Origin of the sequence: Mesorhizobium sp. WSM4906, assembly GCF_029674625.1 — a bacterium.
Lineage (GTDB): Bacteria > Pseudomonadota > Alphaproteobacteria > Rhizobiales > Rhizobiaceae > Mesorhizobium.
This window is the reverse complement of sequence record NZ_CP121355.1, coordinates 2720417-2732809: the sequence shown is the minus strand read 5'-3', so window position 1 is coordinate 2732809 and position 12393 is coordinate 2720417. Positions and strand designations below refer to the sequence as shown.

13 protein-coding genes are annotated in these 12393 nt (G+C 63.6%); 6 read left to right on the top strand and 7 right to left on the bottom strand.

The window, feature by feature from the left end; all coding sequences use genetic code 11:
* Positions 1–24: 24 nt before the first annotated feature.
* Both QAZ22_RS13005 and QAZ22_RS13000 read left to right on the top strand, forming a co-directional pair.
* A complete protein-coding gene (locus tag QAZ22_RS13005) occupies positions 25–1269 on the top strand; it encodes an MFS transporter (RefSeq protein WP_278207170.1) in 1245 nt (414 codons plus the stop codon).
* Positions 1270–1419: 150 nt separating this feature from the next.
* Positions 1420–2334: an alpha/beta hydrolase gene (locus QAZ22_RS13000; RefSeq protein WP_278207168.1), complete on the top strand. Its 915-nt coding sequence runs from the start codon at positions 1420–1422 to the stop codon at positions 2332–2334.
* Positions 2335–2414: 80 nt separating this feature from the next.
* Here QAZ22_RS13000 and QAZ22_RS12995 read toward each other — a convergent pair whose 3' ends face one another.
* On the bottom strand, positions 2415–3278 hold the full coding sequence (locus tag QAZ22_RS12995) for an alpha/beta hydrolase (RefSeq protein ID WP_278207167.1): 864 nt from the start codon (positions 3276–3278) through the stop codon (positions 2415–2417).
* Between the two features lie 146 nt (positions 3279–3424).
* On the opposite strand from QAZ22_RS12995, the gene QAZ22_RS12990 reads away from it, so the two are divergent.
* The gene (locus QAZ22_RS12990) at positions 3425–3865 is read left to right on the top strand and encodes a MarR family transcriptional regulator (protein ID WP_278207832.1); all 441 of its coding nucleotides are present in this window, start codon (positions 3425–3427) and stop codon (positions 3863–3865) included.
* A gap of 17 nt (positions 3866–3882) precedes the next feature.
* Here QAZ22_RS12990 and QAZ22_RS12985 read toward each other — a convergent pair whose 3' ends face one another.
* The 6 genes from QAZ22_RS12985 to QAZ22_RS12960 form a co-directional block, all read right to left on the bottom strand.
* Positions 3883–4644, bottom strand: coding sequence for an ABC transporter ATP-binding protein (locus tag QAZ22_RS12985; protein ID WP_278207166.1), 762 nt, complete (start codon positions 4642–4644; stop codon positions 3883–3885).
* Positions 4645–4661: 17 nt separating this feature from the next.
* Entirely contained in the window at positions 4662–5660 is a 999-nt protein-coding gene (locus QAZ22_RS12980) for an ABC transporter substrate-binding protein (RefSeq protein WP_278207165.1), read from the bottom strand.
* Between the two features lie 47 nt (positions 5661–5707).
* Positions 5708–6556, bottom strand: coding sequence for an ABC transporter permease (locus QAZ22_RS12975; protein WP_278207163.1), 849 nt, complete (start codon positions 6554–6556; stop codon positions 5708–5710).
* Positions 6557–6580: 24 nt separating this feature from the next.
* On the bottom strand, positions 6581–7945 hold the full coding sequence (locus QAZ22_RS12970; RefSeq protein ID WP_278207162.1) for an LLM class flavin-dependent oxidoreductase: 1365 nt from the start codon (positions 7943–7945) through the stop codon (positions 6581–6583).
* A 34-nt stretch (positions 7946–7979) separates the two neighbouring features.
* Entirely contained in the window at positions 7980–8537 is a 558-nt protein-coding gene (msuE, locus tag QAZ22_RS12965) for an FMN reductase (RefSeq protein ID WP_278207161.1), read from the bottom strand.
* 138 nt (positions 8538–8675) lie between these two features.
* On the bottom strand, positions 8676–9320 hold the full coding sequence (locus tag QAZ22_RS12960) for a glutathione S-transferase family protein (RefSeq protein ID WP_278207160.1): 645 nt from the start codon (positions 9318–9320) through the stop codon (positions 8676–8678).
* Between the two features lie 387 nt (positions 9321–9707).
* Here QAZ22_RS12960 and QAZ22_RS12955 point away from each other — a divergent pair, with 387 nt between their 5' ends.
* From QAZ22_RS12955 to ychF, 3 genes are all read left to right on the top strand, one after another.
* Positions 9708–10352: a 50S ribosomal protein L25/general stress protein Ctc gene (locus tag QAZ22_RS12955; RefSeq protein ID WP_278207159.1), complete on the top strand. Its 645-nt coding sequence runs from the start codon at positions 9708–9710 to the stop codon at positions 10350–10352.
* Positions 10353–10376: 24 nt separating this feature from the next.
* On the top strand, positions 10377–11099 hold the full coding sequence (gene pth / locus QAZ22_RS12950; RefSeq protein ID WP_278207158.1) for an aminoacyl-tRNA hydrolase: 723 nt from the start codon (positions 10377–10379) through the stop codon (positions 11097–11099).
* A 187-nt stretch (positions 11100–11286) separates the two neighbouring features.
* Positions 11287–12390, top strand: a complete 1104-nt coding sequence (ychF, locus tag QAZ22_RS12945; RefSeq protein WP_278207157.1) for a redox-regulated ATPase YchF — start codon at positions 11287–11289, stop codon at positions 12388–12390.
* The last annotated feature ends 3 nt before the right edge of the window (positions 12391–12393 follow it).

Below are 12393 nucleotides of genomic sequence, written 5' to 3'. Positions count from 1 at the left end.
CCAAAAAGACCACGGAGCATTGCCTTGACCGATACGACCGCCACCGCCGTCGCTGCCCCAGCGGCGGCCAGCCAGCCCTCGGCGCAAGCGACGGCCTTCACCGTCATTCTCGCGGTGAGCTTCTGCCACTGCGTCAACGACATCATGCAGTCGCTGCTTTCGGCCATCTATCCGCTGCTCAAGGACAATTACGGTCTCGACTTCTGGCAGATCGGCCTTTTGACCTTCACCTTCCAGGTGACGGCCTCGCTGCTGCAGCCGGTGATCGGCATGATCACCGACAAGCGGCCTATGCCTTATTCCTTGCCTTGGGGCATGGCCTCGTCGCTGGTCGGGTTGGTGGTGCTCGCCCATGCCGGCCATTACTGGCTGCTCCTGATCGGCGCCTCGCTGATCGGCATCGGCTCGGCGATCTTCCACCCGGAATCCTCGCGCATCGCCCGCTTCGCCTCCGGCGGCCGCTTTGGCCTGGCGCAGTCGCTGTTCCAGGTCGGCGGCAATTTCGGCCAGGCGATGGGACCGCTGCTCGCCGCCTTCATCGTCGTGCCATTCGGCCAGACCAGCATTTCCTGGTTCGCCGTCGGCTCGCTGATCGGCATTGTCGTTTTGTGGCAGGTCGGCGGCTGGTACAGCCGGCTGCGCGCCTCGATGGCCGCCCGCAAGCAAGCGGCCCACGTCTCGCCCTTTCCGCGCAGCAAGGTCATGTGGGCGCTGGCGGTGCTGACGCTGCTGGTGCTGAGCAAGAACGCCTATATCGCCTCGCTCTCCAGCTACTACACCTTCTACGCCATCCATAAGTTCGGCGTTTCGGTGCAGATGAGCCAAGTGATGCTGTTCCTGTTCCTCGGCGCCTCGGCGCTGGGTATCCTGCTCGGCGGCCCCTTCGGCGACCGCTACGGCCAGAAGGCGATGATCTGGTTCTCGATCGTCGGCGTGCTGCCGTTCACGCTGGCGCTCCCCTACGCCAACCTGGAATGGACGATGGTGCTCACCGTGCTGATCGGCCTCATCCTGTCGTCGGCCTTCTCCAACATCGTCGTCTTCGCGCAGGAACTGGTGCCGGGACGCGTCGGCATGATCGCCGGCATCTTCTTCGGCTTCGCCTTCGGCATGGGCGGCATCGCCGCCGCCGTGCTCGGCGTCATCGCCGACATGAAGGGCATCGACTTCGTCTACCAGATCTGCTCCTACCTGCCCTTCCTCGGCCTGCTGACGGTGTTCCTGCCGAACATGAGGGAAGCTAGGAAGGCGCAAGCGGCGGCCAGTTAAAAACCGTCGATCTTCAGGACTCGAATAAGGGCGTGGCAGCTGCCGCGCCCTTATCGATTCCTCTCCATACGCCGGGTGAAAAGCCTGTTAGTGTTCGAAACGCGCGCGGGCGACGCTGCCGCAAAGATTCAATGTCCCTGGAGAATGATTATGCGCAAGATCGTGTTGGCCGTGTTGAGCGTGCTTCTTGTAACCTTGCCGGCTACGGCACGCATCGTTCCTTTTCCGCCGGGTTTCAAGACGCAGTCCGTCGCAACCAATGGCACGAGCCTCTATGTGCGCGTCGGCGGCAGAGGTCCCGCGGTCGTGCTGCTGCACGGCTTTGCCGATACCGGAGACATGTGGGGCGCCGCGGCGGCGGCGCTCGCAAAGGACCATACCGTCATCGTGCCGGACCTGCGCGGCATGGGTCTGTCCGCTCACCCTGAAGCAGGCTACACCAAGAAGAACCAGGCCGTCGACATCGCCGGCGTGTTGGATGCCTTGAAGATCGAGAAGGCAGATCTGGTCACGCACGACATCGGCAACATGGTCGGCTATGCGCTTGCTGCGCAATATCCCAAGCGCATCACCAAATGGGTCATCATCGATGCGCCGCTGCCCGGAATCGGTGACTGGGAAAAGATCAAGCAAAGCCCGCTGCTTTGGCACTTCAACTTTCGTGGCCCGGATATGGAGCGGCTGGTCGCGGGACGCGAGCGCATCTATCTCGACCGCTTCTACAACGAACTGTCGGCCGACCCGAAGAAGATCGATGTGGCCACGCGCAAGCACTATGCCAAGCTCTATGCACGCCCGCATGCGATGCATGACGCTTTCGAGCAGTTCAAGGCCTTTGACCAGGACGCGATCGACAACCAGGCGATGCTCGCCGCTGGCGGCAAGCTGACCATGCCGGTGCTGGCTGTTGGCGGTGAAAAATCCGCCGGCACCACGCAGGCCGATATCTTGCGGTTTGTTGCGACCGATGTCACGGGCGGCATCGTGCCCAACTCCGGTCATTGGATCATGGAGGAAAACCCCGACGCCACCGTCAAGCTGATCACTGGTTTTCTCGCCAGATAGGCACTGTCCCGCGGACATGTCGATGAAAGTACGAGGCACCCGCCTGACGGCGGGTGCCTCGTCTATCCAATTGGACGATTCTAGGCCTTGAAGAAGGCCAGCAGGTCGGCGTTGATGACATCCGCATGGGTCGTCGCCATGCCGTGCGGGAAACCCTTGTAGATCTTGAGCTCGCCCTTCTTGAGCAGCTTGATCGCAAGCAGCGCCGAATCCGCGATCGGCACGATCTGGTCGTCATCGCCGTGCATGACCAGCACCGGCACGTCGATTGCCTTCAGGTCCTCGGTGAAGTCGGTTTCCGAGAAAGCCTTGATGCAGTCGTAGTGCGCCTTGGTACCGCCCATCATGCCCTGGCGCCACCAATTGTCGATGATCCCTTGCGACACCACAGCGCCCGGGCGATTGAAGCCGTAGAACGGACCGGCCGGAACGTCGCGGAAGAATTGGGCGCGGTTGGCCGCCTGGGCGGAGCGGAAGCCATCGAACACCTCGATCGGCAGGCCGCCGGGATTGGCATCGGTCTTGAGCATGATAGGCGGCACCGCACCGATCAGCACGGCCTTGGCGACGCGGCCGCCGGAACCGTATTGGGCGACATAGCGCGCCACCTCGCCGCCGCCGGTCGAATGCCCGACATGGATGGCGTCCTTGAGGCCGAGATGCTCGACAAGTGCCGCCACATCTGCGGCATAGGTGTCCATCTCGTTGCCGGTGTCGGTCTGGGTCGAACGGCCGTGGCCGCGGCGGTCATGCGCGATGACGCGGTAGCCTTTCGACAGGAAGAACAGCATCTGGGCATCCCAGTCGTCGCTGCTCAACGGCCAGCCATGATGGAAGACGATCGGCTGACCGGTTCCCCAATCCTTGTAGTAGATTTGCGTTCCGTCCTTGGTGGTGATCGTGCCGCTGCCCGAGCCGGCCTTTGCATGCGAAGCTTCAGTCATCTCCATCTCCTATAATTTTCGCGATAAACAATATCGCGATAAAAATATGCCTAATCTGGTCGAGCTCGCTTGTCCACAAAAATATGTATCACGATAACATTTTTCGTGGTACACATTTATCGCTCAGCCGGCAAAAGGAACGCGTCGTGCCTCTCCCCTTGGACAATCAGCTCTGTTTCACGCTTTACGCCACCAGCATGACAATCAATCGTACCTACAAGCCTATGCTGGACGAAATGGGGATCACCTATCCGCAATATCTGGTGCTGAACGCGCTTGGCGAGGCGGATGGCATGTCGGTGGGCAGCATCGCGCACCGACTGGCCCTGGAATCGAGCACGATCACGCCCCTGGTGAAGCGGATGGAGCAGGCTGGTCTGGTCACCCGGCAGCGCAGCCAGACCGACGAACGCCAGGTGCAGGTCGACCTGACCCCTGCCGGACGCGCTCTGTTGGTCCGGTGCAATTGCCTCAACGAGACCCTGATCGAGCGCTCGGGCATGACGCTGGCCGAGCTCGACGCTCTGAACCGGCGGGTTCAGGCGCTGCGGGATGCGCTGAACAGTGACCTGGCCGGCGGCGGCTGAAGCTTGCGCACTATTCCTTAATGCAGGCCGAACTCGCGCAGCAGCTCCTCGCGGTAGCGCACGAAGCGGCTTTCGCTGCGCTCGCGCGGTCGTGGCAGGTCGACGTCGATCAGCCTTGCCGCGCCACCCTTCTCCTTGGGCAGGATCAGCACCCTGTCGGCGAGATAGATCGCCTCCTCCAGGTCATGGGTGACCACGACCATGGTGACGTTCTCCTCGCTCCAGATGCGCGCCAGTTCCTCCTGCATGGAGATCTTGGTCATGGCGTCGAGGGCCCCGAGCGGCTCGTCGAGCAGCAGGATCTCCGGCTGCACCGTCAGCGCCCTGGCGATGCCGACGCGCTGCGCCATGCCGCCCGAGAGCTGCCTCGGATAGGCATCGCTGAATTCGGCAAGGCCAACCAGCGCGATGTAGAAGCGCGCCCGCTTCTCGGCCTCCGCTTTGGGCACGCCGCGCACCTCGAGGCCGAAGGCGACATTGCCGAGTACGGTGAGCCAAGGCAGCAGGCGCGGCTCCTGGAAGATCACCGCCCGCTCCTCGCCGACGCCCTCGATCTCTCTCCCGTCGATGGCGACGGCGCCGCCATCGGCCCTCTCCAGCCCGGCGAGAATGCGCAGCAGCGTCGTCTTGCCCGATCCGCTGGCGCCGACGATCACCAGGCATTCGCCGGGGCGGATGTCGAGGTTGAGCGAGCGCAGCACGGCGAGCTGGCGCCCGCCGAGGCTGAAGGATTTCGACAGGTCGCGTATCGTGACCTCGCCGCTGCGTGGCGTCGCCATGGCTTGCGCCTCCATGCTCAGTTGGTCTTGGTCTCGCCGGGACGGTAGAGGATATCGGCGGCCTTGAGCTTGCCTTTCGGCAACCGGCCGTCGCGTTCGAGGACGCCTATCCAGAAGTCGACGTCGCGGTCGGTGACCGCCGCTTTTTCGCGCAGGCCGAAGCCGGTCCAGTAGCGCGCCAGCTCGCCATTCTCGCCGCGTTTGTCGAGGACGCCGGCGAGCAGCTTGCGCGCCTCGTCCGGGTTCTGCCGCGACCAGTCGGCGGCGCGTGCGGATTGCTCTACGAAGTTGCGGGCAGCGTCGGGATTGGCGGCGATGAAATCGCGCCGCAGCACGACGAAACCGCCGGCGATCTCGCCGAGCACGTCGGTGTCGTTGAAGACGCCGCGCACGCCGCCATTGCTGACCAGTTGGCCGGCGAAGGTCGCCTGCCAGTAGCCGAGACCCGCGACATCTACCTGGCGCGAGCGCAAGGTCTGCTCGAGCTGCGGCCCCGGCACCACGACCAGCTTGGCGGCATCCGGCGGCAGGCCGGCGCCCCGCAGCGCCTCGCGCACCGTATAGTCGAGATGGGCGCCGAGCGTATTGACCGAGATCGTCTTGCCCGCGATATCCGCGATCGATTTGATCGGGCTGTCCTCCAGCACATAGAAGACGCTCTTGACCTCCTTGTTGATGCCGTTGCTCGGATAGGCGGCGACGAAGTCGTTGCCGCCGGCAATCGAGTTGATCACGGCCGGCGTGGCGGCCGAACCCAGGTCGACGCTGCCGGAGGCGAGCGCGAACAGCGATTCCGGGCCGCCTGCGGCGTAGCCGACATTCTCGAGCTCGATGCCGAGACCTTTGAAATAGCCGAGCTCGGCGGCGAACTCGTGCGGGGAAATGCCGCCGCGGCTTGCGAGGTAGCGTATCTTGACGGAAGCGGCTTGCGAGCGGGCGATCGAAGGCAGGCCTGCGGCGATGATGCCGGCGGCAAGCGGGGCACGCAGGAGAAGCGAACGGCGCGTGATGGTCATGGTCCGGCCTTTCATGGTTTCAGGGATGACTGTGAAAGATTGGCGGCTTAGCCGATGGTGCTGCTCCAGCGACAGAGTCGCCGCTGTAGGCTGACCAACGCCTGGTTCGCGATCAGGCCGAGCGCTGCAAGGATGACGATCGCCGCGAACATCAGCGGAATTTGGAAGTTGTACTGCGCGTTCATCACCTGGAAGCCGATGCCCTTGTTGGCGCCGATCATTTCCGAGGCGATCAGCAGCAGCAGCGCGGTGGTGGCGCCGAGCCTCAAGCCGACGAAGATCGAAGGCACCGCGCCTGGCAGCACGACGCGGCGGAAAATAGTCAAGCGTCGGGCGCCGTAGACGCGCGCCATCTCAAGCAGCTTCGGGTCGACCTCCTTGACGCCGCTGATGGTGTTGAGGAGCAGCGGAAAAAGCGTCGCCCAGAAGATGACGAACACTTTGGAGGCCTCGCCCAATCCCAGGAGCAGGATGAAGACCGGATAGAGCGCCAGCGCCGAGGTCTGCCGGAACAGCTGCAGGATAGGATCGAGCGCGGTCTCCACGGCCCGCACCTGGCCCATGACAAGGCCGAGCGGGATGGCGACGAGGACGGCCGTCGCGAAGGCAAGGCCGGCGCGCTGCAGGCTGATGGCGATGTCGCCGAGCAGGCTGCCGCCGGCAAGCCCCTTCCAGAGCGCGGCGACGATCGCGTCGATCGGCGGCAGCACCGCCGCATTGATCCAGCCGCTGCTTGCCGCCACCTGCCAAAGCGCCAGGAAGCCCAGAAGCAGGCCATAGCGCGACAAAATCCGCGCCGAGGTCCGGCCGGCCAGCCGCAGGGCCTCGGCACCGAAGCTGTTGCCGCCGTCACGCCTGCCGATGCCGATTGGTCGTTCGATGTGCTGCAAAGTCATCGTCTTGCCTCTCGCTTCGAGGGATCATTCGGCTGCGAGCACGGTCGAACGCGCGGCCGTCCACGGATTCTCCGGCCGCCTTAGGCCGAGATTCTCGCGCAGTGTCCTGCCCTCATAGGCGGTGCGGAACAGGCCCCGCCGCTGCAGCTCAGGGATCACCAGGTCGACGAAATCGTCGAGCGCGCCTGGCAGCCATGGCGGCAGGATGTTGAAGCCGTCTGCGGCTTCGCTGGTGAACCATTCCTCCAGTCGATCGGCGATCTGAGTGGCGCTGCCGATGACAGTGTAATGGCCACGCGCGGTCGCCACCCACTGATAAAGCTGGCGGATCGTAAAATTGTGCTCGTCGGCGATCTGGCGGATCAGCGCCTGCCGGCTCTTCATGCCTTCAGTTTCTCTGCTCGGCGGCAGCGGCCCGTCGAGCGGATAATCCCGCAGATCGAGCGTCTGGCCGGCAAGCGCGTTGAGCAGCGCCACCCCATCCTCCGGCAGGATCAGGTCGTTCAGTTGCTGGTATTTGGCGCGGGCTTCCGCTTCGGTGCGGCCGACGAAAGGCGCCACGCCCGGCATGATCAGCACCTGTGCCGGATCGCGGCCGGCCGCCGCCACGCGCGCCTTGATGTCGCGATAGAATTCCTGCGCGGAGGCGAGGTTCTGGTGCGCGGTGAAGATCACTTCGGCCGAGGCCGCGGCGAGCCCGCGCCCATCCTCGGACTGACCGGCCTGCACCACCACGGGATGCCCTTGCACCGGACGCGGCACGTTGAGCGGCCCCTTGACGCTGAAATGCTCGCCCTTGTGGTCGATGTCGTGCAGCTTGTCCTTGTCGTAGAAGCGGCCGGTCTTCTTGTCGCGGATGAAAGCGTCGTCTTCCCAGCTGTCCCACAGCGCCTTGACCGTCTCGACATGCTCATGCGCCCGCGCATAGCGCTCCGCATGGTTGGGCTGGACGTCGCGATTGAAGTTGCGCGCCGTATCGTCGCCGGCAGAGGTCACGACGTTCCAGCCGGCGCGGCCGTTCGACAGAAGGTCGAGCGAGGCGAATTTGCGGGCGAGCGTGTAAGGCTCCTCATAGGTGGTCGAAGCGGTGGCGATGAAGCCGAGATGGGTGGTCAGCGGAGCCAGCGCCGCAAACAGCGTCACCGGCTCGAAACCGGCGATCTTGGCGTTGCCGCCCTCGCGGGCGCCGAGGCCGACCGTCAGGTTGTCGGCAAGAAAATAGGCATCGAACAGGCCGCGCTCGGCGGTCAGCGCGAGCTTTCTGTGGAACTCGAAATTGGTCGCGCCATCGGCCGGCGAGTCCGGATGGCGCCAGGCCGCGACATGTTGGCCGCCGCCGGGCAGGAAGGCGCCGAGCTTGATCTGTCTGAGCTTGCTGGGGCTGGTCATGGCTGATCCTTCGGTTCGAACGATTGCTTCGGAGTCAGGCGGCGAGGCCAACGCTGCGTGTGGCACCGACGACGTTGACGACCTCGGCGACGGCATGCCGGGCGCGGGCATGGATCGCTTCCGACACGAGCACGCCGTCGGCAAAATCCTTGTCGGAGGCGTAGATCGCGGTCGGCATGGTCAGCGCTTCGAAGAAGCCGAACAGCGGCCGCAGCTGATGTTCGACGATCAGCGAGTGACGCTCTCCGCCGCCGGTCGCCGCCAGGATGACCGGCTTTCCGCGCAGCGAAGACGGATCGAGAAGGTCGAACAAGTGTTTGAAAAGGCCTGTATAACTGCCCTTGAAGGTCGGCGACCCCGCCACCAGCACGTCCGCGCCGGTCAACTGTTCGACGATGGCCCGGGCCACCGGATCGAGATCGCCGATGCGTCGTGCCCGAGGAAGCGATGGACCAAGGTCCTCAATGTCGAAGACTGCAGGCGTCGCACCGATCCGACCGGCGACCTCGCCGGCGATATGACTGACGAACGCCTTGGTTTTCGACGGGCGAGTCAGGTTGCCGGATATCCCCACCACCAGCTTCTTCGTCATCTCGGCTCTCCTCGCGGCATTTATTCATTAAGACTACCGATTTTGTAGAATTAAATGAGCGAGAAGATTTCAAAACGAGCCTGGCAGAGGGATTGAGTTTGCGTTCTTTCGCCGTTGATTGGTTCAGCGGATGCGGGCTCAGGCTTCAATCCTGACCGGCGGCAGTTGCGGCGCCTCCAGTCCCTGGAAGGGATCGCGCCAGGCATCGATTGCCTCCAGCCGGCCATACCAGCGGCGAATAGACGGGTAGTCGTCGAGCGGCAATCTTGCGACATCGTTGAAAGCGAGGAACGTCGCCATGCGGAAGTCGGCATAGGAAACCGAATTGCCGACCAGCCACTCGCGCTGGGAAAGCTCGGCCTCAAGGAGAGCTGCGGCCGTGTGGAACTGCCTCAACCCCTCTTCGACCAAGGCCTCGTCGATCGGTCCCAGTCTCCAACGCTGCTTGGTGCCGCGCTCAAAATGCACCATGTCGCAGGCTCTGGTGAAGTTCTCCTTGCCCCAGCTCAGCCAGCGGATCATCTCGGGCTCGTCGTCTCCGGTGCGCCAGAAATCGGAACGCATGTCGCGCGAGAGCCGGCAGGCGATGGCGTCGGCCTCCCACAGGCTCCATCCCGGGCCGACCAATATGGGCAAGGTCAAATTGGGGTTCAGCGCGCGATATCGTTCGGCCTGCCCCGGCGCCGTCGGCGAGGCGAATTCGAAGGCGATCTCCGCCTCGAGATAGCGCGCCACCGCGACCGCGAGGCGAGGATTGGGGTTGCGGCTGAACAGAAGTTTCATATCGATCTCCAAAGGTCCTTGCCTGCCAAGGACGATTGAAACCCGCCCGATGCTACATTACGGATGCAGACAAGACTCCGCGCAATCCGCCAGATCTGATTTGCGTCAGGCGGAAGCGTTGACCATGTTCTGCCGACCAAGCCGGCTCCTGCCAAGGCTTGCCGCTCAACGGCTTGCGCCCCTCGCCGCCTTCCGCTATAGAGCCGCCACCCGCGTAGACACCCTTGGAGGCAACGCGGAGGAAGGCCGGCCAGGCCTGCATGATCCCCGGAAGCGTTTGGACAGCCAAAAGCGTTTGGATCGACCATGCAAGGCCGCGACGGCTTTCGACGTTTACGGATGGGCTGGCCCGCCGCGAACGCTCCACAACACGCGAAAGGAAATGCCATGAGCCACGATACTTACGAGCTCAAGGCCGAAGCGCGCGAACAGGTCGGTAAGGGGTCCGCCCGTACGGTTCGACGCAACGGCAAAGTGCCTGCAGTTATTTACGGCGACAAGCAGCCCCCCCTGGCGATTGCGCTCAACTACAAGGACATCTTCTACAAGATCCACGGCGGCGGGTTCCTGACCACGATCGCCACGATCGATGTCGACGGCAAGAAGATCCAGGTCCTGCCGAAGGACTTCCAGCTCGATCCGGTCAAGGACTTCCCGGTCCATGTCGACTTCCTGCGCATCGGCAAGGACACCGAGGTCAATGTCGACGTGCCCGTCCACTTCATCAACGAAGAGAAGTCGCCCGGCATCAAGCGCGGCGGCGTGCTCAACATCGTGCGTCACGAAGTCGAGTTCCACTGCCCGGCCAATGCGATCCCGGATTTCATCATCGTCGATCTCACCGGCACCGAAATCGGCGACTCGATCCACATTTCGGCGGTTACCCTGCCGGCCGGCGTCAAGCCGGTGATCTCCGATCGCGACTTCACCATCGCGACCATTGCCGGTTCCGCGGCGATGAAGCCGGAGACGGAAGAGACGGCCGAGGCGGAAGCGCCGGAAGCGGCGGCCCCTGCCGCCGAAGAGAAGTAATCTCTTCCGCGTCTGGAGGCGACGATGCTTGTCTTTGCAGGCCTCGGCAATCCGGGCGCGAAATATCAAAACAACCGGCACAATGTCGGCTTCATGGCGGCGGACGCGATTGCCCGCCGCCATTCCTTTTCGCCTTGGTCGAAGAAGTTCCAGGGACTGATCTCCGAAGGCACGCTCGGCGGTGAGAGGATCCTGCTGATCAAGCCGCAGACCTTTATGAACCTGTCCGGACAGTCGGTCGGCGAGGCGCTGCGCTTCTACAAGCTCGAACCATCCGCCCTCACCGTCTTCTACGACGAGATCGACCTTGCCGCCGGCAAGGTCAGGGTCAAGGTCGGCGGCGGCTCGGGCGGCCACAACGGCATCCGCTCGCTCGACCAGCATGTCGGCAATGCCTATCGCCGCGTGCGCATCGGTGTCGGCCATCCCGGCGTCAAGGAGATGGTGCACGGCCATGTGCTCGGCGATTTCGCCAAGGCCGACCATGAATGGCTCGACGTGTTGCTCGACGCGATCGCCGATGACGCAGGCTTGCTGGCCAAGGGCGACGACAGTTCCTTCATGAACCGCATCACGCTCACTCTGCGCGACAAGCTCGTGCCGACCGGCGACGACGACCGGCCGCCGCCCAAGGCCCCGAAACAACAGAGCCATATCCGCCAGGCCCGCCCGCAGCAGCCGCCGGCGAAGGTTCCCGAAAGCGGACCGATGGCCGCGATGCTGAAGAAGCTGTTCGGCAAGGACTAAGGCCAAAGTGCGCAGCGGTTTTGGGCGAACTGCATCAAAACAAGGATTTAAAGCGCAGCGTCCGACTCCGTTTCAACGCGACGCGCTCTGGCCTCCGTCACGATCAGGGGCATGGGGCTTGACGTTCGTCGTTGCTTTCGCCCATAGCCCTCACCAAATCTCGAATTCCCGATAGGACCGTAAGAACATGGGTTTCAAATGTGGCATCGTTGGCTTGCCCAACGTCGGCAAGTCGACGCTGTTCAACGCGTTGACCAGGACGGCCGCCGCGCAGGCCGCCAACTATCCTTTCTGCACCATCGAGCCGAACACCGGCGAGGTGGCGGTGCCGGACCCGCGCATGCAGAAGATCGCCGCGATCGGCAAGTCGAAGGAGATCATCCCGACCCGCATCTCCTTCGTCGACATCGCCGGCCTGGTGCGCGGCGCCTCCAAGGGCGAAGGGCTGGGCAACCAGTTCCTCGCCAACATCCGCGAAGTCGACGCCATCGTGCACGTGCTGCGCTGCTTCGAGGATGACGACATCACCCATGTCGAAGGCCGCATTGATCCGGTTGCCGACGCCGAGACCGTCGAGACCGAGCTGATGCTCGCCGACCTGGAAAGCCTCGAGCGCCGCATCGTCCAGGTCCGCAAGCGCGCCGCCGGCAAGGACAAGGAAGCAATGGCCGTGCTGCCGATGATGGAGGCGGCGCTCGAGCTGCTGCAGGCCGGCAAGCCCACGCGCTTCCTGCTCAACGGCATCGGCGCCGATGATCTGCGCATCCTGCAGGGACTGAACCTGCTCACCTCGCATCCCGTCCTCTATGTCTGCAACGTCGCCGAGGCTGATGCCGCGACCGGCAACGAGCACACCAGGGCGGTGGAGAAAATGGCCGCCGCGCAGGGCGCCGGCACGGTGGTGATCTCGGCGGCGATCGAGGCGGAAGTCGCTCAGCTTTCCGACGAGGAGGAAATGGAATTCCTTGCCTCGATCGGCCTCGACGAGCCGGGCCTCAACAAGGTAATCCGCGCTGGCTACGAGCTCCTGCATCTGATCACCTATTTCACCGTCGGGCCGAAGGAGACGCGCGCCTGGACGATCCACAAAGGCGATAAGGCGCCGCAAGCGGCCGGCGTCATCCACACCGATTTCGAACGTGGCTTCATCCGCGCCCAGACGATTTCCTACAACGACTTCGTCACGCTGGGCGGCGAAGCGGCGGCCAAGGAGGCCGGCAAGGCGCGCGACGAAGGCAAGGAATATGTCGTCCAGGACGGCGACATCATGCTGTTCAAGTTCAACACGTGATAT

What these genes read in the sequence shown, in the direction of transcription:
- pth (WP_278207158.1), top strand. Translation starts at nt 10,377, where the DNA reads ATGCTTGTCTTTGCAGGCCTCGGCAATCCGGGCGCGAAATATCAAAAC.
- msuE (WP_278207161.1), bottom strand. Translation starts at nt 8,537, where the DNA reads ATGACGAAGAAGCTGGTGGTGGGGATATCCGGCAACCTGACTCGCCCG.
- QAZ22_RS12985 (WP_278207166.1), bottom strand. Translation starts at nt 4,644, where the DNA reads ATGGCGACGCCACGCAGCGGCGAGGTCACGATACGCGACCTGTCGAAA.
- QAZ22_RS13000 (WP_278207168.1), top strand. Translation starts at nt 1,420, where the DNA reads ATGCGCAAGATCGTGTTGGCCGTGTTGAGCGTGCTTCTTGTAACCTTG.
- QAZ22_RS12955 (WP_278207159.1), top strand. Translation starts at nt 9,708, where the DNA reads ATGAGCCACGATACTTACGAGCTCAAGGCCGAAGCGCGCGAACAGGTC.
- QAZ22_RS12975 (WP_278207163.1), bottom strand. Translation starts at nt 6,556, where the DNA reads ATGACTTTGCAGCACATCGAACGACCAATCGGCATCGGCAGGCGTGAC.
- QAZ22_RS12980 (WP_278207165.1), bottom strand. Translation starts at nt 5,660, where the DNA reads ATGACCATCACGCGCCGTTCGCTTCTCCTGCGTGCCCCGCTTGCCGCC.
- QAZ22_RS12995 (WP_278207167.1), bottom strand. Translation starts at nt 3,278, where the DNA reads ATGACTGAAGCTTCGCATGCAAAGGCCGGCTCGGGCAGCGGCACGATC.
- QAZ22_RS12970 (WP_278207162.1), bottom strand. Translation starts at nt 7,945, where the DNA reads ATGACCAGCCCCAGCAAGCTCAGACAGATCAAGCTCGGCGCCTTCCTG.
- QAZ22_RS12960 (WP_278207160.1), bottom strand. Translation starts at nt 9,320, where the DNA reads ATGAAACTTCTGTTCAGCCGCAACCCCAATCCTCGCCTCGCGGTCGCG.
- ychF (WP_278207157.1), top strand. Translation starts at nt 11,287, where the DNA reads ATGGGTTTCAAATGTGGCATCGTTGGCTTGCCCAACGTCGGCAAGTCG.